We start from the raw sequence: 24,436 nt of genomic DNA, 5'->3' as shown, positions 1-24,436 counted from the left end.
AAGCGATGAGTTATGAATAAAACCGACGATGGGCGGGTCTGCAGTTTGTTATGAGAAACGAAGGGGATATTGCGTCTCGAATGTACGAAAATGCGAGCAAGAGTAGTAATTAGCAAGATAGTTAGGTAATGAATATATACGGATAATTGGCAAATACGTTACGATACTTCCGTGCTCAAGAACCTAGTATAGAAAGGATCGTGGTCGAACATGTTGGATGTGAAGGCTTTCGGGGCTATTGGGGATCGGTCCAAGTTGGACAGCGCAGCGTTTCAGGCAGCCATAGACGAATGTCACCGAATAGGAGGAGGAACAGTTACCGTTCCCGCCGGTGAATATTTGATTGGAAGTATCGAACTGAAGAGCGGGGTCATGCTGCATCTAGAAACGGGTGCTACGCTTTGGGCTTCGACTAATCGTGCCGATTACCGGGAAGATTGGTCAGGCTCGTATGAGAGCAGGATATTGTTTAAAGCGACGAATGCTGAGTTGTTCGGCATTACGGGCAAAGGAACGATTCGGGGGTTCGGTACAGAGAAGTTCGGCTCTTGGTGGGGAGTACCGCAACCGCCTGAACTGCGGGTTTGTACCTGCTTCTTCGATAATTGCCGCTCGGTCACGTTGGAGGATATTCGTATTCAGGACAGCTCATTTTGGACCGTCCATTTGAAACATTGCGATACGGTTTATATCAACCGTGTTTCGATACAAAATTATCGCTATCATTTGAATACGGATGGCATCGTACCCGACGGCTGCCGCAATGTTTTCATTACGAATTGTCACCTATCAACTGGGGACGATTGCATCCCAATTAAGAGTACTGAGCAGCAGGCATGCGGGCCAATTTTCGTGACGAATTGCATCCTGGAGACACCGAATACGGCAATTAAGCTAGGAACGGAGACGTACGGAAATATCAGTGACATTGATTTCAATCACTGCATCATCAATGCCTCGATCGGGATCGGTATATTTGTCAAAGACGGAGCCACAGTGGAGAGGGTACGAATGAGCGATATCACGATTGAGTCGGCAGACCTGTACGAGATCAAGCCGGTTTTACCGATGTTCATCGATATCGAGAAGCGGCATGCTGACTCCAAGATGGGCAGCGTGCGAGATGTAGCCTTCCGCGATCTCTTTATAAGCACGCAAAGCACAATTGTTGTGCAAGGAGCACCGGAGAGCCTGCTCGACAATATTTCATTCCAAGATGTGACGATGCGCATCACAGGTTATATGCCTTTCAGTAATCGAAGCAAACCTATTACGGGTAAACGGACACTTAAAGAGCAGCGGGATACAGAATTTATGACAAAGCCGGCTTATATGACGATTGCGTATGGGAATAATGTGCGACTTGATCATATCAATGTTTTCGAATGCGAGGAGGCGGCTGAACATAAGCGCCATGATATATGTCTAGCATATTCGGAAAAGGTTACCTGCAATCACACTCTTATTGAAGCGGGGGGAAATGAGCAATGGATCGGATAAAGGACGAATTGTTGAAGGCAGAGCGTTTAACCAAGGAAGACGGCCACTATTTTTTTGGTTATTACGACACACCTGCTTGGAGCTCGAATGATCGGTATCATCTATGCCATAAAGTAGCGTTTTGCGATCGACTCCCTGTTGCGGAAGATCGAGCCCAACTTGGTTATATAGATTTGCAAAATAATAGCTTCACCGTCATCGGAGAAACGACAGCATGGAACTTTCAGCAGGGGAGCATGCTGCAGTGGCATCCCGCGTACCCGCAGGATACTGTTATTTATAATTCAAGGAAGGGCAGCGCCTATGAAGGCGTCGTACTGAATCTGACAACGGGTAAGTCCCATACATTGGAGAGGCCGGTTGCGAATGTCGATCCGACGGGCAAGTATGCAGTCAGCATCAATTTCCCCCGCATGTACGATTTCCGACCGGGATACGGCTATGCTGGCGAATCAGACCCATACGCGAACGTCCCCTATCCGCAAGATGATGGCATCTATCTGATTGACCTGTTGTCAGGAAGCAGTCGGCAGGCGATTTCTTTGCAACGGATATGGGAGTTTACGAAAGCATATTTTCAAGGTGAGGACAGGAAAATATTGATCAACCACATCACCTTCACCACGGACGGCACCCGTCTTGTCGTTCTGGTGCGCTGTTTTCCAGATAAAGAAAAAATTTGGAAAACAGCCGTCGTAACGATGAATACGGATGGTTCCGATTTATTCTTGCTTGCCGACTACGGATATGCGTCGCATTATCATTGGAAGGATCGTGAGTGTCTGACGATTCATGCTGGTGAAGCGGCAACCAATCCTGAGGGGGCTCAACTGTATGTGTGGAAAGACAAGACGCGCGAGGTAGAGACGATCGACAAGTCGTTTTTCCTCGAGGATGGACATTGCAGTTACTCGCCAGATCGGCGATTCATGCTCTATGACAGTTATCCAGATAGCGAATCATATCGACATTTGTATATCTACAATTTACAAACCCAAAAGGGGATCAAACTTGCCTCGTATTATTCGCTGCCTGAACTGGACGGTGATATCCGCTGTGATCTGCATCCACGCTGGAATCGACAGGGCACGTTGATCTCCTTCGATTCAACTCATGAAGGACAGCGCCACGTGTATAAGATGGATTTGCGAGATCTAGGCCTTTAATCCAGTAATTAAAGGAGGATCAATGCTTTAATCTTAACGAATGATAATGATGCTAACTAATGATAATTGAATTAGAAGCAGCGTTGTCTGGAGTTTGGTTCAGCAAAGAGAATATACGGATAATCTCTAATCCAGTTATAGTGAGTTTGCAAGCGACTTATCATTTGACAAGGTGGTGCTACAGGTAGTGCGTATAGAGTTAGGTAAACATCGATGGCTATACCTGATGATGATTCCTGGTGTATTATATTTCATTATTTTTCGTTACTTGCCCATGCTTGGGAACGTTATTGCTTTTCAAGATTTTCAGCCGTTTCTCGGGTTTTCGGGAAGCCCATGGGTCGGATTAAAGCATTTCCACAGGCTGTTTACGGAAGATACGTTTCTTGTACTACTCCGAAATACTTTGATGTTGTTTGTGTATGGCTTTGTATTTGCTTTTCCAATTCCAATCCTTCTCGCCCTCATGTTGAATGAAGTCCGGAAGCAATTATTTAAGCGATTCATCCAGACGGTTATTTATCTACCGCATTTTCTTTCCTGGGTCGTTGTGGTTTCTCTCTCCTACCTGATGCTTACGACAGAAGGTGGGATCGTCAACAATCTATTGGTATCGCTCGGTGGCAACAAAATTAACTTCATGCTCGATGCCGCATGGTTCCGCCCCTTATATACGATTCAGTCCATCTGGCATGATGCAGGCTGGGGTACAATTATTTATCTTGCTGCGATAGCTGGTGTGGATACGAGTCTTTACGAGGCGGCAGAGATCGACGGAGCCAGCAGGCTGCGGCAAGTTTGGCATATTACACTTCCTGGCATACGAAACGTTGTTGTCATTCTGCTTATTCTTAAAGTAGGGGATATCATGGATCTCAGCTTCGATCATGTGTTCCTGATGTCGAATGCGATGAATCGGGGCGTGGCGGATGTATTCGATACTTATATCTATAGTATTGGGGTTCTAGGTGGCCAGTTTAGCTACAGCACCACAGTCGGTCTATTCAAATCGGTAGCGGGGTTGATTATGGTGTTTCTTGCAAATCGTTTGGCTAAAAAGTTGGGAGAAGAGGGTATATGGTAATGGAACAGTCGAAACCAACAACAGCTAATGTATCTTTACCGATCAGCGCAGCCCGCAGGCAGTCGAGTAACATGCTATTCGATTGGATCAACTATTTTCTGTTACTTCTATATGCACTGATATGTTTTATACCGATTTTGCACGTATTTGCTACATCCATCGCTGCTTCTTCGGAACTAGCGGCTCATCCGTTTCTTCTTATCCCGACACGGTTTAGCTTGGACGGATTTCGGTTTATTTTCTCCTCTAACACATTGCCACGCAGCCTAATAACAACGATTTTCATAACGGTGGTAGGGACTGCGCTTAACGTCATTGTGACGTCATTGCTCGCTTATCCGCTATCAAGAAAATATTTAAAAGGCCGAAATCCCGTTATGCTAATGATTGTGTTCACCATGCTGTTTGCTGGAGGAATGATTCCTAATTTCTTGCTTGTGAAATCGCTGGGGTTGCTGAATTCCTACTGGTCGCTATGGCTTACTGGATTGGTTAGTCCGTTCATTCTCATCATACTCAAAAGTTTTTTCCAGGCCCTTCCAGATGAATTGGAGGAGTCAGCGAAGATTGATGGCGCCAAAGACCCCTATATTCTATTACGGATCATTCTACCTTTGTCACTACCAGCTATCGCTACGATCTCGCTTTTCTATGCAGTGGGTCATTGGAACACGTTCCTATCTGCGATTCTGTATATGAACGACCAGTCCAAATGGCCGATTCAGGTGTTGCTCCGGCAGATCGTAACGGTTAGCACAGCTGGGGTTGGCGATGATGAGTTTACATTCATTCCGCCTTCGAACATTGTTCGTGCATCAGTCATCGTAGTCGCGACGCTTCCTATTTTGCTTTTATATCCGTTTTTGCAGAAATATTTTACCAAAGGCGTCCTACTGGGATCGGTTAAAGGATGATTATAGCATTACCTTCGGGAGTGCAGTTCGTCATCATTTAATATATAATTTTAATAGAAAGAGGGTATTAACTAAAATGAAAACGGTTACGGTTCAGAAAACAAAGGTTATGCTTGCCCTAATGCTAAGCACTGCGCTACTAGCGGCATGCAGCGAAGGAACAAAAAACGGAGATACACCGACTGCAACTCCGGCGTCTTCGTCAACTGCGACATCGGCAACATCTAGTAGCGCCAAACCAGCTGAAGCCGTGAATATCTCACTCATGGCCATGTACACCTCGCCAAATGCGCCAGCAGCCGACAGCGATGTCATGAAGAAGCTGATGGAGGTTACCAACTCGAAGCTGAACATCAACTGGGTGCCGAACGCGGCATACAACGACAAGCTGACTGCCTCCCTCGCGGCAGGAGATTTGCCTACGATCGTTGTTGCCGATCTCAATCTACCGGCTGTTACAAATGCCGTTGATGCAGGTGTCTTCTGGGATTTAACGCCCTATCTAAAAGATTACCCTAATTTGAAGCGCCTTGATGCGGGTGTCCTGAACAATGCTTCATACAAAGGAAAAAATTACGGCATCTACCGTAGTCGAGATAAAGCGAGAAGTACAATATTCATTCGCAAGGACTGGTTGGACAATATGGGGTTGAAAGCGCCGTCTACGCCGCAGGAGCTGTTAAATACAGCGGTTGCCTTTGGAACGGGTGATCCAGACAAAAACGGGAAGAACGATACAACCGGTTGGGTGATGGATAATGGCGGTTCGGATTTCAAAGCGTTACTTACCTGGCTAGGCGGACCGAATGAATGGGCGGAAGACGGCGGTAAGTTAGTTCCGGCTGTGCTGACGCCACAGTATACAGACGCCCTTAATGCAATGAAGAAGTTATATGATGAGCATGGCGTCAACCAGGACTTCCTACTGGTCGATTCTAACAAGAAGAACGAAATCTTCTATGGCGGCAAAGCGGGTATTTATTATCAGGTTTCTGATTCCACTCGGGAGAAGTCAGTTCAGAAAAATGATCCGAAGGCACAAGTGATTATGATTAACCAATTTACAGGTCCGGCTGGTATCAAGACACGAGGTGAAAGCGGATTCAACTTGATGATGATGATTCCAAAGAAAAACGTAAAGACAGAGGAACAGCTGCGCCAAGTATTGGGTTTTATTGATAAATTGGGCAGTAAGGAAGCACAAATGCTGCTAAGCTATGGCATTGAAGGGGTTCACTATACGATGGATGGCGATAAAGTCGTGTGGAAGGATCAAGATGGTTTCACCAAGTCAACAGGCGCGGGCCCAGGTATCTATAACTTGAGTATATTGACTGATTTGATGCCGCAATTAAAATCAGATGATCCGCAAGTCGCCAGAGCGACAGAAGTCCGCAGAGAGAATGAGAAAGTTGCAGTGTTCAATCCTGCGGCGCCTTATAAATCGGCAACGTATACCACACTCGGCAAGACGTTGGATCAAACCGTCAACGATGCTCAAAGCAAATTTATTCTCGGCGAGCTTGACGCGGCAGGTTGGAAAAAAGCGGTTGAGCAATGGAAGAGCAGCGGAGGCACGAAGTATATTGATGAAATAAACGCTGCTTATCAGGCGGTTAAAAAATAGTAGATTAGTAACAAGTGAACAATGCCTGGGCTTTCTTTTGTGCCGTCTACCGGAGGTAACACTAGTCGTTTTAACGGAGGAGTAGCAATGAAGTATTTTAATGGATCGGGAAGAAAGCGCATGAACATTGAGGTGTCTCGATACTTTACCAAGCTACTGGCGATCAGTATTTTGCTGGGTGCCATTCCGGTTATTACGCTGGGGTTACTTTCCTATGTCATCTCCTCTAATTCGATAAAAGAGAAAGTGATCCGTGGCAACGATTTGATATTGGCTCAGATTCATCTTCGAACAGAAAAGGAATTAAGTCTAGTCGATAAGATGATGAATCAATTAATGTACTCAACGCTAGTCGCCCAGACGCTAAACAAAGCCGTTACCCAACACGACTTTCAGGCTGTGGGGCAGATTCAGCAGGAAATTTCCTTTATGCAGTCTTATGAACTTGGCATCACGGATGTTGTGCTTGTCAATCTTCAAAAAAATTGGTTGATCAGCAGCGGGGGCCGTTTTAGCAGTTTTACGTATTATTCGGATCCAGCACTTTTCTCTCGCTATACAGAGGCTGGTCAGCAATTTAATCGCTATTACCTATCCGACAAATCAGTCACAGTCGTTGAAAGGTTGCCACTACATTCCGATAATCCAATTGCCTTGTTGCTCGTCGATATTTCGCTTGATGATCTTAATGCCATCCTTGCTAAAAATAAAGAGTTTGGCGAAATGTTCATTATGGACGAAAATCGGAAGTTTGTAGCCGGAACGAGCTCGGATGAGCATGTGCACGGCGCACTCGAATCTATTGTGGCGCAAACAGCCGATATGGAAAATGATAAGGCAATTGCCATTGAACTGAATGGCAAGCCGTCCGTTATTATTCCCTACCGTTCGAGCTACAACAACTGGTTGTATTTATCGGTTATTTCGTTGGACGACATTTCGATGGACTCAAGGGAAATTGGCCGATACACGATTTATATTTGCACGGGGATTTTAATTCTTACCATTTTGGTGTCGCTCTATAGCTCACGGGTTATTTATTCACCAATTAAAAGATGGTATGGAGCGCTCCGCGATTTAGTGTCGGGTTCGGACAAAGGCAGCGAGATTGACATTATCAGCGGAAAGTTGAAGTCTTTACTTCACTTGCGGCAACAAATGAGCGATCAACTGAAGCAATTTTTCGTCACCAAGCTGATATTAGGCGAATGGCGACGCAATGAAATTGAAGAGATGATGATAAACTACAATTACCCAACGAATCTGAAGCAATATGTGGTACTTGTATCCGAATTTGATACGCTTGAAGGTACCAGCTACACAGAGCATGATCGCTACTTGCTGATGTTTGCGATTAGCAATATCGCAGGTGAGATTGTTCCATCTCAGGAACGCTTTGAGTCGATTGTGATTAACCAGTCGCAGGTGTTAATCATGGGCAGTGATAGTGACGACTCCCAGGAGGCTCGACTGCTAGCTTTTGAACGGGCGATGGAGATTCAGCAAAAGGTGAGGCAGTTTTTGCGATTGCCATTGAGCATTGGAGTTAGCAGGGTTCATACAGACTTAAAGGAAATACCGAAGGCTTATTTGGAAGGGCTCGAGGCCCTAAAATACAGAATTCGCTATGAGCAAGAATCGCTGCTTTTCTTCGACGAAGTTCAGCCCAACCGCGAACTGCCCCCGATTTTTCCGATGCAGATGGAGAATGAGTTGATCGATTCGATCAAACTAGGCAATGAGGAAGAGATCAGTCAGAAGCTTAGCGTATTTCTTCAGGAAATTTATAAGAATGCGGCCGACCATCGGGATTACCAGATCTTTGTGGCGAGGCTTCTAACCGACCTGCTTCGTCTTCATCAGGAAATAGGTGGGGTTATGCCATACGATGGAACGGTCTCGTTATTTGAACGGTTGTTTGAAATTAAGACGATTCCGGAAATCGAAAGTTGGTTTATGCAAACGCTGATCGCGCCATTAGTCAAGGTGATTAGCGAGCAAAAAGATAAGGCGCATCACCGCATATCCAAAGAGGTCTGTATGATGATTAACAACGAAGCTGAAACCAATCTTACATTGGAATCGTGCGCAGAAAGGTTAAATTATCATCCCGTCTATGTTAGCCGTGTGTTTCGACAGGAAATGGGCATTAATTTCGGCGAGTATCTTGCTAATGTTCGTCTTGGAATTGCAAAACGATGGCTACGGGAAACGGATATGACGATCAGCGAAATAGCGCAGAAGTTGCATTTTAGCAATTCGGGAAACTTTATCCGCTCATTCAAAAGTTCGGAGCATATAACACCTGGCAAATATCGTGAACAAACAGAACATTAAATCTGCTGAGAGAGGAGGTGGGTTTAGGAAGTGTTCCAGGGCATTTGAAAGGAGGAGTATTGTTGGATAAAATGTTCGTTTTAGGGGACAGCATTTCGATCGATTACGGGGTCTATTTGGAGAAAATGCTGGAAAGTGAACTAATGTATGATCGTAAGAAGGATCAGTATGCCATTAACGAAAACCAAGATCTCCCCAACGCGATGAGAGGCGCAAACGGTGGGGACAGCGGCATGGTTCTTCAATATTTATCCTATCTCGTCTCTAATCGTTTGTTTAATCATTCCATTTTGTTACTAAATTGCGGGTTGCACGATATTAAACGAAATCCGTCGACGGGCGAACTGCAAGTTCCATTAGAGCAGTATGAAGCCAACTTACAGGACATTCTACAACTTATGCAGCCTCTTCCTGTTCGAATAATTTGGGTGAGGACTACGCCTGTTGATGATGCCATCCATGAGGAGCAGATCAAGAAATTTGTACGGTATAATCGCGACGTCATCCACTATAACGAAGTTGCCGATCGGATTATGGAGGCTGCTGGAGTCAAAACCATAGATTTGTACAGATTTACTCAAAAGCTGGGCGATAGCAAGATGCTGTTCTGCGATCATGTACATTACGTCCCGCAGATCCAAAAGCAGCAAGCTGCATTCATTGCCGGCTACTTGCACAACAATTGAAACCTACAATTACAAAGCTCATAACGCGCAAAACGTACTAGTTTGTTAGGGTCCATCATAAAGGAGGAACTACTAAATGAGTAACGTATTGAAAAGTCGATTATGCAAGCTCATCATGTTTTGCTTGGTATTGGGTTATATCCCATTAGGGATGGCGAAGCCTGCTGCAGCTTTCGGGAATGGCAATCTACTGAACGGTGGGTTCGAGAGTGCGACAGGTTCAGGTATTCTCATCTTTGACAACTGGAAAATCGATTCTACTGGATCGAAAGCTACCAACGGCAGCCCAGCGGGTTCGACCTATGCTCATTCGGGCAACAATGCTTTGAAGGTATCGGCAAGTTCGGGCAGTCAGAAGACGCCAGCGCAGCAATTTGTGTCGGTCATTCCCGGTCAAACCTACAACATTTCCTTTTACTTGAATGTAACGGCTTGTACCAACTCGGCATCCTCGACGGGAATGGTCGTCCGGTTTTATGACAAAGCGGGGCCAGATAACTTTTCCACGACCGGATCCACGACAGTCGGTTCGGATGTAATTGTTGGCTCGGTTACGGGGACGACGACATCTGGATACACATTGTATCAAAATAACTTCACTGTGCCCGCAAATGCGAAATATATGCGGATCTACGTGTTCTCAAGCAGCGCCGTCAGCGGCAGCATGACCGCTTATGTAGACGATATCAGCCTTGTGCAAACCGGTGGTACGGCACCGAGTACCGTTACAGGCGTCACTTTGAATAAGACGTCCACGTCGATCGAGAAAGCTGGCACGGATACACTGATCGCCACCGTAGCTCCATCCGGAGCACCGCAGGCAGTCGTCTGGAGCAGCAGCAATTCCTCCGTCGCTACTGTCGATGCGAACACAGGGCTTGTCACAGCAGTGAATATCGGAACTTCGACCATCTCAGCTACGTCTACAACAACCACACCGCCGAGCACAACCCCTACGGTGTACACCGCTTCAGCTCTAGTGACGGTGACGGCCGGAGTGCCTACCCCGGTGTACGGGTTGACGCTGACGCCATCTTTTAACTCCATTAGTGCTTATATTGCAGGCGGACGAGATGATCTAATCCGTCATCTGTACTACAAGAAAACAGCGGACACGGTGTGGAAAAATGCACTGGATCCCATTTATATTCCAGGTAAGGAGATTTTTTCAGGCAGCATTGTGAGGCTGGATGAGAATACGTCCTATGATGTCAAGTCGGATGTATATTACGGAAGCACGCTCATCAAATCTGAAACGGGAACGGTTCAAACCTGGACCTCGAACCCCGTGATCGCACAGACGATTTCGTTATCCAGTTTGTATACGAGCGGCGGATTGGTCATAAACGGGCTGACCGGATCGAACAGCGGCTGGATCAAAATTGTTAACGATACAGGTCTCACCATCGATGCCGGTACGCTAACTCAGAACGCCGTAACGGTTACTAATACGGCATATACGATTCTGGATGGCTTTATTGTCAAGGGCGGCAGCAAGAATGGCATCTACTTGAACAGCACGGATCACGACGTTCGCATTACAAATGCGGATATTTCCGGCTGGGGGCGCACGGCAGTCGATACCGTGCATACAGCTGCACAGTTGGCTTATATCAATAAAAGTGATGTAGGTTACGGCACACCAATCGATGCGCAGGGAGACATGCTGGAAGGGGATGCCGGTTTCCGGATCGAGGATGCAAAGAATATCGTTGTCGAACGCAGCTATGTGCATGAGCCGAGAGGCTATGCGAACCCGTGGGGAGGTGTCACCTCGGATGGGCAAGTGTTTAGCAATTCTCACCCTCAAGGACCCGAGGCGATGTATCTCCGAAGCGCAGGCGGCATGGTGGTCAGATATAACGATTTCATTGGAACAGATGAGTACCACCGGTTCAATGACGTGATCAGCGGCTATTATAATAATCAGGAGAGCGGCGGATTTTATAAGGATGCAGATATCTACGGCAATTTCTTCGGATACGCCAATGATGATAGTGTCGAATTTGACGGTGGACAATCGAATATCCGAGTGTTCGACAATCGGTTCGAGATGAGCTATTCCGGCACCAGCTTCGCTCCGAATATGGTCGGGCCGAGCTACGCATTTAATAATGTGTTCCATAATCTGAATGATTATCGAAGAACAGGCACGGGGTCGGTCGTCAAATTGGGTGGTAACAGCAGCACCGTCTATAAAGGTGAGACTTGGTTCTTCAACAATACGATTTATGCAGTTCCCAAAGCGATTACTGGCAGCAGCACGCCGAAGAACTGGTATGGCGGTACCCGAAATAATCTAATTGTCGTGATGAGGGATCTCACCAAGGGCTCGTCTAATTATTACAACATTGAGGATAATAGTCCGTCCGTAAACCCCGGTACGAATTTTGATTATGATGCGTTGGGACGCAGCACGGATGCCGATGGATCTGGGGATATTTATGCAAATCCGGGAGCCGAGGCACATGGCTTGTTCAAGATTGGCAAGATGATGAATCCGGAAGCAGGTGTCTTTACACCGACGACTTCTGGCATCAATACGGCAAGGGAAGTTAACGTTGTGGATAAGGGAACAATCGTAAACAACTTTGCGGATGCGTACGCGGGTGCGTCTCCTGATATCGGAGCGTTCGAGCAAGGGGCAAGCAGCTTGTTCCCGAAACGGCCAATCCCGTTCCAGTCAGATAAGTATGTGGTTAGCATTCCTGATACGAGCAGCTCAGCTACGTTCACAATTTCGACAGGCACACTCAGTGGATCTGGCAGCTATACGATTCGACGTAATGCGGAAGAAGATTGGTATTCGGTTACGCCATCTGCAGGAACCTTCGGAAGTAACTCTTCCGTAACTTTCACGGTTAACGTGGACCGCACGAAAGCTTCATTCAACCGGGCAGTTGAATACTCGACGCTGTTTGTAAGGTTGACGAATGGGTATTCGGTGCCGATTACGATTAAAGCAGATAATACAGCCGTTACAGTGCCCTTTGGGCAAACGGTTCAGCTCGACTCCACCAAGGCATTCCCAAACACATCTAATCTGAATGCCGATTGGAAATCCAGCAGTACGGCAGCTACGATTACATCTTCGTCAGTTATCGACGTACCGTCAGTTAACATCGCTGGTGTGTACGCCGGTACAGCAACAATTACGGCGAATAGCTCAGTGAATGGCGTCAACCAAGCAGAGTACAAGGTGCGCGTGCCGGCGGTGCTCGGTGACCTGCAGGTGAATGGGCAGGGAGTTGCGGGGTTTGATCCGAGTACGTATAGCTACAATGTCGTATTGCCGGCTGGCTCTGGCGTGCCGACGGTGTCGGCGACACCGCTGGATGCCAGCTCAGCATCGCCTTCAACATTGGCATATGACTTACCGGTGAGTCTGCCGGGCACTGCTGCCGTAACAGTGACATCTTCCGATGGAACGACGAGCACTACGTATACGATTCAGTTTACAATATCGTCTAGCCCTGGCTCAGCATCCCCTGTGGGGTACTGGAAGCTTGACGAGACTTCAGGAACCGTTGCATCGGATTCCTCGGGCAATCATTTGAACGGAACCCTGATTAACGGCCCCGTATGGACAGCGGGTAAAATTGGGAACAGTCTGGATTTCGATGGTGCGAACGATGAAGTCGATCTGGGAACTCCCGCTGAACTGCAATTTACGGGCGCTATGTCTCTGTCAGCATGGGTCTATGTCGACAGCTATGCGAGTGAGGGCAGAATCATCTCGAAGGAGAACGGCTCCAATTCCAGATCATGGAGTCTCTATATGAATTCCGGAGGAAAAGGTGTCTTCCAGATTGCTACCGGTGCAACTTCTTCCATAAGTGTGGTGACGGCAGGGACGCTACCTGTTGGAGAATGGGTCCATCTGGCGGGCGTATTCGAGCCGGGAACTGCGTTAAGGATCTACGTCAACGGCGCGTTAAGCAGCTCCAATCTGAGTTCAATTCCGTCTACCCAATATAACAACAATCAACATGTGTTTATAGGAAGAAGGCCGGATTTTTCGAATGCCTTTAACGGCAAGATCGACGAAGTATATGTCTTTAACAGCGTATTGACCGGTACGAATATTGCAGCGCTAGCTGGTAACTAGGAGACAGCGCCGCAAATCATGCTCGATCACATCAGGACGTTGGTTCCTACGTGATCGAGCTTTTCCCAAGCATGAAACCTCTATTTAAGGTGGAAGGAGGATAAAGAATGAAACAGTATTTTGAATTAGAAGCTAGCATGAAATATAAACTGGCTGATCAGGACACGGACGCCATCCTTGAAACGATAGCAGGCGCCTATATAGCGAATAATCCCCCGCATCCGTTCGTATTCCGATGCTATAGCAAGCTTTCAATCCCACAGCTGCAGGATGGCAGATTTGATTTTAATATGCATGGAAAGCATCCTGAAGCTGCCTATGGTCAATATGCCTTCGCACTTGGCATGCTATGGAGTGATAACGTTAGGACCGTCGAGACGGCTGTCAATTGTTATGGACCGACGAAGCTGCTGCTGAATGGCAAGCAGATCTATAAATCGGGTGTAGCCGAAGAAGTGAATAGAGATACACGTAAGATCGTGGACGTACAATTGCAAAAGGGCTGGAATACTTTCTTGCTTGTATTCCGCAAAGTTGCTTCCGGTTTCGGCTGTATATTCGGTTCAAACCGCAGCCATTCGACTCCTTTGGATTTTATGAATCCGTTCTATGAGCGATATGACTGTGGTGGCTGGTTGTATTCGGAGCCGCTGGACGATGAACGGTTCGGGGAAGCATCCTTTCCCGATGTGAAAAGATCTGAATTGGAATCCCCCGTCCGGTGGTTTCCTTCTCAGGCGCGAACAGCGGATCAGCAGTCGATGATGAACTGTGCAAGAATATTCGGCATTCAGACGGGTAAGGTGGCCTATGCTTGGTCGAAAGGGGAGTCCGTTCTACCCGGTCGGAATCCATTCGTGTTGAAGGGATGGTCAACCGGCCAGTTGCGCATCTGGGTTAACAGCGAACTAGTCGCAAAATCCGAGACGGAAGGGCTATTTGAGGTTGAAATTAATCTCGCATACGGGACGCATAATTGGTTAGTCGAGTCGGCTTGTGGGGAGAGTGAGTGGGGTTTTTCACTGGAAGTATCCGCTGGAGATGAGGCGTATTCATTCTGTCAGCCATATCCCGTGAAAGGAACGGATGAATGTTGGTTTTATTTAGGACCGATGGAACGCGCTGAAGGTATCGTCCCAGAACAGCTGCAAACGATGTACAGTTTGTTCAAATCGGATGATGCAGCAAGAGAAGCTGGCAATTATACATACTGGCGGATAGACAGACCAGGCGTTTGGATCAGACCTTATCTACACAATGCTCGTTACGCAAGATGGAACTATCCAATTGGCGTGACTTTGTACGGTCTTCTTCAGACGGGCAGAAAGCTTGCTCGCAATGATATGGTCCGTTACGTACTACAACATCTAAAAGCGTGTACGACCATGTACAGTTACGCTCTGTGGGATCGTGAGCAGTATGGGTATCCAGCGATTAACACGAAGCTAGTGGATATGAAGATGCTCGACGATTGCGGTTCGATTGGCAGTGCAATGCTGGAAGCAAATAAAGAGGCGCAGGATGATGGTTTTGTCAGGCTGGCGCATATCATTGCCGATTATATGGCGGGCACGCAAGAGCGGCTGGATGACGGTGCATTCTATCGTGAATCCAAAGGTTATTACATGGAAAATACGTTATGGGCGGACGACTTGTACATGAGCACCCCATTCCTGATCCGATACTATAAGCTGACTGGTGAACATAAGTGGCTTGATGAAGCGGCCAGACAGTTCCTTCTTTTTAAGAAATACTTATATCTCCCCGATAAAAAACTGATGTCTCATGTCTATGATTTCAAGTTTCATATGGCTAATGGGATCCCTTGGGGACGCGGCAATGGCTGGGTTATTTTTTCGTTATCGGAGCTGCTGGAGGTGATGCCGGAAGACCATCAGGACAGGGTGGCGTTGCTTTCTTTTTTTCGAGATTTCTCGGAAGGGTTGCTTGCTCGCCAAGGGAAGACTGGCTTGTGGCATCAAGTATTGACGGATGAAGATGCCTTTGAGGAAACATCCTGCACATCGATGTTTATGTATGCCTTTGCCAGAGGGGTGCGCTTCGGCTGGCTGGATAAGCCTCTGCTTTACGCGGATGCCGTACGTAAAGCGTGGAGCGCATTGATCAGCCATGCTTTCGAGGGAAATGGATCGGTCCATGGCGTATGCTGCGGCTCCAAATACTCCTATTCCCCTGATTATTACAAGTATGACCTTAAGGCAGTTACGAACGATCCGCATGGCATTGGCATCGTCCTTCTTGCCGGAATCGAAGCCGATAGGATGAACAGAATGTTAGCAACGTTATAAGTTATAGAATAATTGACGAGGAGTGGTTGTTTGTGAAAGGCGATGTTTATTACTCAACGATAACCAGAAAGCAAGATGAATTGACCGGCGTCGAAGTGGTACAGCTCACCGACAATTCCGGCGATACGTATCATCCCTATTTCACCAAAACATTGATCGATTGTGAAAATAGTTACGTCTTAGTTGCTTCTAACCGCTCCGGTTCGATGCAACTGTACACATTAAAATTTGATGATGGTCAAATGGTGCAAATTACCGATCAGGAGGGGGTAATTCCTTTCAGTTCCGTACTCGATGCCTGGCATCATATTGTGTATTATTTTGCAGACCGTACACTGATGCGGGTTCGTCTTGATAATCTGGAAACCGAGGAGCTCATGGAAATTCCCCGTGGCTTTCAGCCCAGCGATCTATCTGTCGACAATTCTGGGAAATATCTCGCTTTTTCGTATGTGGAGCATATGGAGCTTTGTACGGACAGTGGTAGTACTTATTCAACGCACAGGGAAAAACACTTCCGCAGACCAAGGAGCGTAGTCATCCGCTTTGATATTGATCGAAAAACCCCTTATGTGGTATGGGGAGAAGGACAGTATATTTCTCATGTGAATATAAGCCCGGTAGACCCGAATATCATTGTGTTCTGCCATGAAGGTCCATGGCTTCAGGTTCAGAGAATGTGGACGGCACGCTTAGACCATGACAAAGTGTACCCGCTCGTGGATCAGAAGGTGAATTTGGAGCGGATTGGACATGAATTTTTTACCGCTAGCGGCAGAGTTGGTGCTCAATATTCATCTAGGGAGCGGATCGGGGATGAATTTTTGCTGCATGGCGATATTTTCATCAACGTGGATGGTTCGAACGAGAAAAGATATTATTACCCCTACACCCGGCCCTCTCATGTACAGATGAACTACGGGGAAACGATGGGCGTCGGCGATCGTGCTCACATTCGCGAAGTAATGAAGGATAGCGGGAACTATATGTCATTGTTAAAATACGATGGGGATTCGATAGAAGTCGGCCTTCTTTGTGCACACGGCACTTCCTGGCGCAGCCAGATGTCGCATCCGCATCCTCTCTTTACCCGGGATGATCGGCATATCCTGTTCTCTTCCGACGAGGGCGGCAAATCCAATGTATACATGGCTAGAGCAGATTGGGACAAAACGCTGAAGAGTGACAAGCGGCTAATGTGAAGGTGAATAAGTCTGTTTACGATAAATTCATGATGAAATAGTAAGTACGGACCACCTTGTGACTAACCACCATAGGGTGGCTTTTTGTATTCAAGGCAAAGATACGCTAGGCTCAGTATCTGGGTGCGAAGTGACCTTGCAATTTACGTTGCTTCGTGTCCAAAACCTCAGATTAAGTGCTTAATTATCATGAAAAGAATAGTGGTGCAAGAAATGTGTAGCACCAGAATCAAAAGAAGCTGAGAACATCAAGAAGTGAAGCTTTCCATATAAAACGGTGGTTGGTATGGTGGGTTCAAGCCGAATTACATCTGGCTAACAACAGAAAGGAAGGTGAGCCATGCATGCTCTCACAACCAGCTGTGGATGCCGGAAGCCACGGACGCGCCAAACTGAAGGCATCACGCAGACCAATATGGAGGGACCTGAAACGCAGACCATTTCTTTATATGCTGCTCGTTCCCGTGATCGCTTACTTCGTAATTTTTAAGTACTTCCCGTTATACGGGGAAATCATTGCGTTTAAGAATTTTCGTCTAGCTGACGGCATTTGGGGAAGCAAATGGGTGGGACTGGAGCATTTCAATCGGCTGCTGCACAGTAGTGATCTGTTTAAGATTGTACGCAACACGCTCCTATTAAATCTATATGGACTGTGTTTTGGTTTTCCTGTCCCGATCATACTCGCCATCATGCTGAACGAGGTACGTGTGGAATGGTACAAGCGAGTTGTTCAGAACCTCTTGTATCTGCCGCATTTTTTATCGTGGATTATCCTCGGCACGATCGTCATCGGATTACTTTCACCGAGCAGCGGGTTTATCAATTTTGTCCTGAAGGCGTTTGGACTTGATCCGATCTATTTCATGGGAAATACCTTTTGGTGGCCCCTTGTCTATGTGTTTTCTGGCATATGGCGAGATGCAGGCTTTAGCACCATTCTTTATTTGGCGGCAATGGCTAGCATAGACCCCCATTTATATGAAGCAGCCCGTATAGATGGGGGCGGTAAGCTGCGGCAAATATGGCATGTGACACTTCCAGGCATCCGAAGCACGATTGCGCTCTTGCTGGTTCTGCAAATGGGCCGTATGTTCGATGTTGGCTTCGAGCACGTCTGGGCACTGACCAATCCCATGGTGACCAGCGTTTCCGACGTGATGAGTACTTATATTTACAGGCTTGGGCTCGTTAACCTGCAATACAGCTATACAACAGCGATTGGATTGGTTCAATCCCTCGTAGGGTTAGTACTCGTGCTTACAGTGAATCGAATTATTCGAGCGATGGGAGAGCGAGCGTTATGGTAGCGGAGCGAGCCGCTGGAGGCAAATTCAATCATCGAAAGGAGGGGCTGCGAATGACTGTCTGGAAAGAGCGCGTGCCCCGCTTACTACTCTATCTCTTCTTAGGGATATGCACGTTCTCGACGTTCTTCCCTTTTTTGAATGTGTTGGCGGTTTCACTTAGCTCGGGCGAAGCTATTCGCGCCGGTTATGTTTCGATATGGCCTAGACAATTTACATGGGATGCCTATCGTAACTTGATTGAGGACGGTCAGCTGTTCATCGCGATGAAAAATACGGTCGTGATGACCGTTGTTGGCACCGTGCTCAACATGCTGGTTACGATTATGGCGGCTTACCCGCTGTCCAAAATGGACCTCCGTGGACGGGGCCTAGTCCTCGGCATGATTATTTTCACGATGCTGTTCACGGGAGGACTTATCCCTCAGTTTCTACTTATTAAAAGCTTAGGGCTCATGAACACCTATTGGTCTCTTTGGTTATCAGGCCTCATCAGCACCTACAATTTGTTCGTCTTGAAAACCTTTTTCGAAGGTTTACCGAGTGAGCTTGAGGAATCAGCCTCCATCGATGGAGCCAAGGATTGGGTAGTGCTTGTTCGTATCGTTCTTCCGCTAGCACTTCCGGTTATTGCAGCATTGACGCTCTTCTACGCGGTAGGGTGGTGGAACGCGTATTACAACGTGCTTATCTTTATTAAAAGCTCAACCCACATGTCGCTGATGGTCAAGCTCTACCAGATGATCGACAACCTCGATCCCGCACTGCTTGTTGGGGATTCGAACGCGAACAACTCACTGCCACCAGAAGGTGTTCGTGCTGGAGCCGCTATGCTGGCTTCACTGCCTATTCTGATTATTTATCCTTTTCTACAAAAATATTTCGTGAAAGGCGTTTTAATGGGCTCAGTCAAAGGCTAGCTTGTTTAACGCGGATTGTCATTCGCTCTGTTCATAATGGCGCAAGTCGCCTTGTGATATAATTAAACCATGTGGGAGGTCATCGTATGAAGAGAACAAAAAGTTGGGTGTTAGGTTCTACGATTTTGGCAATGACGTTAGGAGCGGCGCTAACGGGCTGCAGTAAAACGGAGGAAGGGGCAAGTGGAAGTCCAACTCCGTCCGCAGCGGCAAAGGTGGAAGATAAATACGATAAACTGCCGAAGGCCGTTAGTGTTACCATGTACGACAGAGGTGCGGTTGCCGCAGAAGAAGGCTCGTATGAACAGAATCGCTGGACCAAATGGATTCAGGAGCAATCGGGCGTACAAGTTAAATATGTACCGGTTCCCCGCAACCAGGCGCAGGATAAGCTGAATACGCTGATTGCCTCAGGCGAAGCGCCGGATTTGATCTGGGACTTCGACCGCAATTATATCGGCACGCTTGTCTCGCAGGGCGTTGTTCAACCCCTTGATGATTACATCAATCAATACAGCACCGTCATTAAAAATTATATCAACGAAAATCCGGACTTAAAGCCGCTGATGACATTTGATGGTAAAATATATGGGATCACATCAAAACGGGCATTGAGCGGCATAGCTAATGCTGGCATGTGGATCCGGCAGGATTGGCTGGATAAGGTTGGCATGAAGGCGCCAACCACGGAGGAAGAGTTTTTCGCAGTGACGAAAGCTTTCAAAGATAAGGGTTTATCCGGCAATACGAACGCACCTGTCGTGTCGATGTTTGTTTGGTCTAACGTGATCTCTGGTCTGTATGGGACACATAGCACGCAATGGTATCTCGATGGGGGTAAAATGGTTAACTCGAGGGTGGTTGACCGCAACGTTGGTGCAATTAACTTCGAACGTAAACTATACGAGAACGGATACATTGATAAGGAATACTTGACGGATAAAAATAGTCAGAAGATGATGGGCGACTGGGCGCAAGGCAAAACAGGCATCCTGATTGGTAGTGTCGGCAATGGCATTGACACCTATATGAAGGATCTGATGAAAAATTTCCCGGATGCGAACCCAGTGCCTTTAGCAGCTTTCTCGACGAAGTACGGCAAGTTTGGCGGCTATCAAGAGACGCCAGCCAATATTTATGTCGCTTTTAACAAAAATATGAAAAATCCGAAAGCGGCGATCCAATATCTCGACTGGATGCTGGATAAGGGCTGGTACACGCTTGCGAATGGTATTGAGAACACGCATTTCAAATTGGTGAATGGCGTTCCTCAAGTGATTGACGCAGACAAATTCAAAAAGGAAGTTGCCTACGCTGGTGAGTATGCGATCCTAAGAAACGATGCAAAGACGTTCAAGTTGGAGGATTTGATGGTCAAAGCCCCACAAGATCCGCTTTCGCAGCGCTGGGCGAAGTTGAACGCTGAAGCGATGAAGACAGCGCTTAGCGTGCCGTTCCGTCGGGATATTCCGTATTCACCGAATTCGCCGGAAATCAGCAACGTGTTTGCGAGCATTGAGCCGAAATTGATCGAGATCCGCACGAGAGCTATCGTCAAAGGCGATATCACGCCAGAGCAAGCTCTTGACATGATACGTAAAGAATACAAGAGTGCTGGCGGCGAAAAGGCTGATCAAATCGCACAAGAATGGTACGAAAAGAATAAAGCGAATTTCAAATAACTCTTTCTAATTACGGAGAACTCGAGGAGGCAGAGGCATGTTCTGGCAGCAAAAGAGAAGCCGTTCGAAGCGCGCAATGTCGATCATTTTGCTTTTTTTGAGCCTATGCATTGTTTCGACAGCAGGTCTGTCCTATTTCATCACGACCGAGCATCTTCAGGCAGAAGTCGAGCAAACGAACATGTCCCTGCTCCACGAAGTAAACGATAAACTGCTGTTGGTGTTGAAGGGGATCGATTCAGAAACGATGCAATTTTTACGCAGCCGGGATATGAGGACGTTTATGGAGGATGAATGGGCTGACCAGCAAGATACGATCACGATTAACAACAGAATCGCGGATATGCTGCTGAGTAACGATACCATTTTTTCAATCGACTTGTATTCCTATGCGAAAAAGCGTTGGTCACAGACGAATCCATTTCAGACACCGGAGCTAGGTCCCGATTATCAATGGATGAATGCGTTTGAGCGATATAAGGGCTTTTATCAGTGGATAGGCACTAGAAAGCTATCCCTCGATGATTCGGGTAACATTCGGCAGAACGTCATGACGCTCATTCGTTCCTATCCGCTTGTACATGGAGAAGGATACCGGAAAGGTGCAGTTGCTTTCAATATTGATGAGCGATCGATCTACAATCTAATCAAAAACGCCATTGATCCTTCTCTCGGCTACTTGTTTCTAGCTGATGCGGAAGGAATCATTCTCAGTCATTCCGATAAATCGTTGATTGGTACACAAGCAGACGGGCTTCTTTGGTCCAAAGATATGACTCAGCGGGATGAAGGGCAATTCCGTACGAAAATGAATGGAATCAACAGAACGGCCTTTTATATGAAGAGTCCTTATACAGGCTGGGAAATTATTAGTGTGGTTTCTGACGCAGCCCTCAGCAAGCCGCTGGTTCAGGTGCGAAACACATTGTTTGGCATTTCTGTTCTGCTTCTGCTTTTAGCAGGTGGCATGTCCGTGGTGTTAAACAGCTGGATGTTCCGACCGGTGAATCGGGTCCTTTCGAATGTGACGAAACAGCTTCAAGCATACGGCCAATATGAAAGAAAAAACGAGCATTGGGCTGACGACGAATGGAGCGGTATCGAAGTTTCTTTGTCATACGTTTTGGCGGATAGTAATCGCATGTACAGGCAAATGAGGGAAACGCAGCCGGTTATTAAATGGCGCTTAGTGATGGATGCCTTGATTGGCGCACGCAAAAACCCAGAGGAGCTGCGCGCAAGTCTTGAAGCTATTGGATTCCCGCTGCATGCGAAGCAGTATATCGCGTTGGCTGCTGAGTTCGATCAGAAATCCAGCATTACCTCGTCACAGGATCTCCATTTATATAGCTACGCACTTTGCAATGTTGCGGAAGAGATGATCAATGCGGAATACCGGGGGATCGCCATTGAAGCACGTGACGGCCTAGTGGTTATTGTGATCTCGTTCCATGAAGCGGAAGCGGAAGCGAATCTACTTCGTGCACTGGCAGTTGCAGAGATGATCAAGAGCTATGTGGAAGAGCAGTTCAAGCAGACGATTTCAATTGGATTGGGTCACATTGCGCAAGACATAGACACGCTTCAATACTCGTATCATGATGCGTTGTCAGCATTGTCGTACAAAATGATTCTCGGGGGCAATACGATCATCTCTAACGATGATATTCGAGAGCCAGCGAGCGGTGAGTTTATGCGGCTGCTTGGCATGACGGACGGCATTATTGACTCGCTTCGACTGACGGATAGCGAGAAGATGAAGAAACAGACAGAGCGCTGGTTTGGTGAGATGGCTGGCAGCGGCGCTGCTCCTGATATGATTCGCCAATTGGTTGTGCACTTTATGATGAAGGCAGCCAAAGCTGTCGGTGAGATTGACCCTGTGATGCTCGAGGAAGCACCCCCTCATCGATTATTCGACCTGCTGAGTCAACATGAAAGCATTCATGAGCTCTCGGATTATGTCATTGAGCAGCTTGGTCAGTTTGCCAAGCAAATTGAGGAGAGACGCAGCAATCGGGAACGAAACGATGTCGTTGAGCGAATCACCGACTTTATTAATGCCCACTATATGCACAGCGATTTATCCCTGAATTATTTGGCAAGTGAATTCAAGCTGAGTGCGTCGCATGTGAGTCGCATATTCAAGGAGCACAAGGAAAGAAATTTTATTGATTATTTAATGGATATTCGCATGAGAAAGGCGAAAGAGTTGCTTGCCGGTTCCGATATGTTGATTAGAGATGTGTCGGAGGCGGTCGGCTATACGAACGTCAACAGCTTCGTGCGGATTTTTAAGAAAAGTACCGGATTTATCCCAGGTGAATATCGGGAGCGTGAACAAGCACTGCTGAGAGGAGCAGATGGAGCTGACGATACCGATGCTGCCAAATAAAAATGCTACAGGAGGTACTGATGATGTTAACCAGTACAACAATAACAGATACAATCACGGGGCAGTCGATCCTCGCACTTGGCTCTGAAGGAGGCGATACAGGGCATCTGTATTTTACGGCGATGTCCTGGTTGTCGAACAGCCGACATCTCATTGTGCACACGGACATGAACCGGGAGACGTGGACGGGTAACATCGTGCGTTTTGATACAGAAACGGGTGATGTGCAGGTACTGGAAGAAGGTCTGACTTGGGGAAGCGGGGTTGTTTCGTGCGATGATATCATCTATTTATTGAAGGGGAATGAGCTATACGCAATTGATGCATGGAGCGGGGAAAGACGTACGATTTGCAAGCTGGGGGAACATTGCACGTTCTTTGGGCCTTTGTCGATAACGAACGACGGCAAAGTGCTTGGCGTGTATTGGAAGGAGGCGCTTCATCCCTCCGAGGATGCTGAGTCTGGGGGTGCCGAATGGGTGATTGGCACGGTAAATGTGGCCAGCGGCGAGCTATACGAAGCAGCCCATCCTCAATTTGCTGAGCCTTACCCGATAGCGAATCATGCGATGATCAATCCGATTGATCCGAATCAGGTGTTTTTTTCCCATGAAGGCGCCACGGAGCAAATTCCAGATCGGCTCTGGGTGGTCGATACGGAAACCGGGGAAATGAGCAACCTCTTTTCGCAGAAAAGGGAGGAGAGCGGACGGCCAGTCGAATATGTTGGGCATGAGATATGGGCGTTCGACGGCAGCGGACTGTACTTCGTGAAATATCCGCATAGCCCGGATAAACCAACTGGCGTATATTTCGTGGATCGTCGGGGCGAACGGCACGAATTCATTAACGGTGACTACAGGTATTGGCATGTCGGCATTAGTCCTGACGGCCGATATGCGGCGGCGGATACACAGGAGCCCGGCATTTCCAAAATCGTGCTCATCAACACGGCTACGAAACAGTCTGAGCTGCTATGCGAGCTGCCATGCCGTGGGATGCATCCTGGTCACCCGCATCCATCATTTAGTCCGGACAGCCGTAAGGTCACCTTCACGTTTTCGGATGAGCATGATGTGTTACATGTTGGGATTATGGATATTAGCGACCAGTTATAGCTTAGCGATACCGGAAAAAGTGTTTCGATGGGAAGAATAGCCTTTGTCAAAAAAAGGAGCGCCTCGGTATGATGGGTTTGT

General features: G+C 47.2%; 15 protein-coding genes. All 15 read left to right on the top strand.

Annotated features, from left to right (window positions below):
• Window positions 1-210 precede the first annotated feature (210 nt).
• The gene (locus tag GC096_RS01280) at window positions 211-1,500 is read left to right on the top strand and encodes a glycoside hydrolase family 28 protein (RefSeq protein WP_171628484.1); all 1,290 of its coding nucleotides are present in this window, start codon (window positions 211-213) and stop codon (window positions 1,498-1,500) included.
• A complete protein-coding gene (locus GC096_RS01275; protein WP_171628483.1) occupies window positions 1,488-2,666 on the top strand; it encodes a TolB-like translocation protein in 1,179 nt (392 codons plus the stop codon). Before GC096_RS01280 ends, GC096_RS01275 begins: the two co-directional genes overlap by 13 nt.
• A gap of 187 nt (window positions 2,667-2,853) precedes the next feature.
• Entirely contained in the window at window positions 2,854-3,750 is an 897-nt protein-coding gene (locus GC096_RS01270; protein WP_312886156.1) for an ABC transporter permease, read from the top strand.
• A gap of 41 nt (window positions 3,751-3,791) precedes the next feature.
• A complete protein-coding gene (locus GC096_RS01265; protein WP_376769466.1) occupies window positions 3,792-4,664 on the top strand; it encodes a carbohydrate ABC transporter permease in 873 nt (290 codons plus the stop codon).
• 76 nt (window positions 4,665-4,740) lie between these two features.
• Window positions 4,741-6,291: an extracellular solute-binding protein gene (locus GC096_RS01260; protein ID WP_171628481.1), complete on the top strand. Its 1,551-nt coding sequence runs from the start codon at window positions 4,741-4,743 to the stop codon at window positions 6,289-6,291.
• Between the two features lie 87 nt (window positions 6,292-6,378).
• The gene (locus GC096_RS01255) at window positions 6,379-8,628 is read left to right on the top strand and encodes a helix-turn-helix domain-containing protein (protein WP_171628480.1); all 2,250 of its coding nucleotides are present in this window, start codon (window positions 6,379-6,381) and stop codon (window positions 8,626-8,628) included.
• A gap of 71 nt (window positions 8,629-8,699) precedes the next feature.
• Window positions 8,700-9,314, top strand: a complete 615-nt coding sequence (locus GC096_RS01250) for an SGNH/GDSL hydrolase family protein (protein WP_376769465.1) — start codon at window positions 8,700-8,702, stop codon at window positions 9,312-9,314.
• Between the two features lie 76 nt (window positions 9,315-9,390).
• Window positions 9,391-13,422 carry a LamG-like jellyroll fold domain-containing protein gene (locus tag GC096_RS01245; RefSeq protein ID WP_171628478.1) on the top strand — a complete coding sequence of 1,344 codons (4,032 nt, stop codon included), beginning with the start codon at window positions 9,391-9,393 and terminating at the stop codon, window positions 13,420-13,422.
• A gap of 107 nt (window positions 13,423-13,529) precedes the next feature.
• On the top strand, window positions 13,530-15,731 hold the full coding sequence (locus GC096_RS01240) for a glycoside hydrolase family 88/105 protein (protein ID WP_171628477.1): 2,202 nt from the start codon (window positions 13,530-13,532) through the stop codon (window positions 15,729-15,731).
• 32 nt (window positions 15,732-15,763) lie between these two features.
• Window positions 15,764-16,933, top strand: a complete 1,170-nt coding sequence (locus GC096_RS01235) for an oligogalacturonate lyase family protein (RefSeq protein WP_171628476.1) — start codon at window positions 15,764-15,766, stop codon at window positions 16,931-16,933.
• Window positions 16,934-17,277: 344 nt separating this feature from the next.
• Entirely contained in the window at window positions 17,278-18,243 is a 966-nt protein-coding gene (locus GC096_RS01230; RefSeq protein WP_171628475.1) for an ABC transporter permease, read from the top strand.
• Window positions 18,244-18,293: 50 nt separating this feature from the next.
• Window positions 18,294-19,160, top strand: a complete 867-nt coding sequence (locus GC096_RS01225) for a carbohydrate ABC transporter permease (RefSeq protein ID WP_171628474.1) — start codon at window positions 18,294-18,296, stop codon at window positions 19,158-19,160.
• Between the two features lie 86 nt (window positions 19,161-19,246).
• On the top strand, window positions 19,247-20,842 hold the full coding sequence (locus GC096_RS01220; protein ID WP_171628473.1) for an extracellular solute-binding protein: 1,596 nt from the start codon (window positions 19,247-19,249) through the stop codon (window positions 20,840-20,842).
• A 37-nt stretch (window positions 20,843-20,879) separates the two neighbouring features.
• On the top strand, window positions 20,880-23,237 hold the full coding sequence (locus GC096_RS01215) for a helix-turn-helix domain-containing protein (RefSeq protein ID WP_171628472.1): 2,358 nt from the start codon (window positions 20,880-20,882) through the stop codon (window positions 23,235-23,237).
• A 20-nt stretch (window positions 23,238-23,257) separates the two neighbouring features.
• Window positions 23,258-24,355 carry a TolB family protein gene (locus GC096_RS01210; RefSeq protein ID WP_171628471.1) on the top strand — a complete coding sequence of 366 codons (1,098 nt, stop codon included), beginning with the start codon at window positions 23,258-23,260 and terminating at the stop codon, window positions 24,353-24,355.
• The last annotated feature ends 81 nt before the right edge of the window (window positions 24,356-24,436 follow it).

This window comes from Paenibacillus plantarum (assembly GCF_013141695.1).
Classification (GTDB): Bacteria; Bacillota; Bacilli; order Paenibacillales; family NBRC-103111; genus Paenibacillus_E; species Paenibacillus_E plantarum.
Note: the sequence above shows the minus strand (reverse complement) of the source record. Positions and strands in the feature narration are given on the sequence as shown.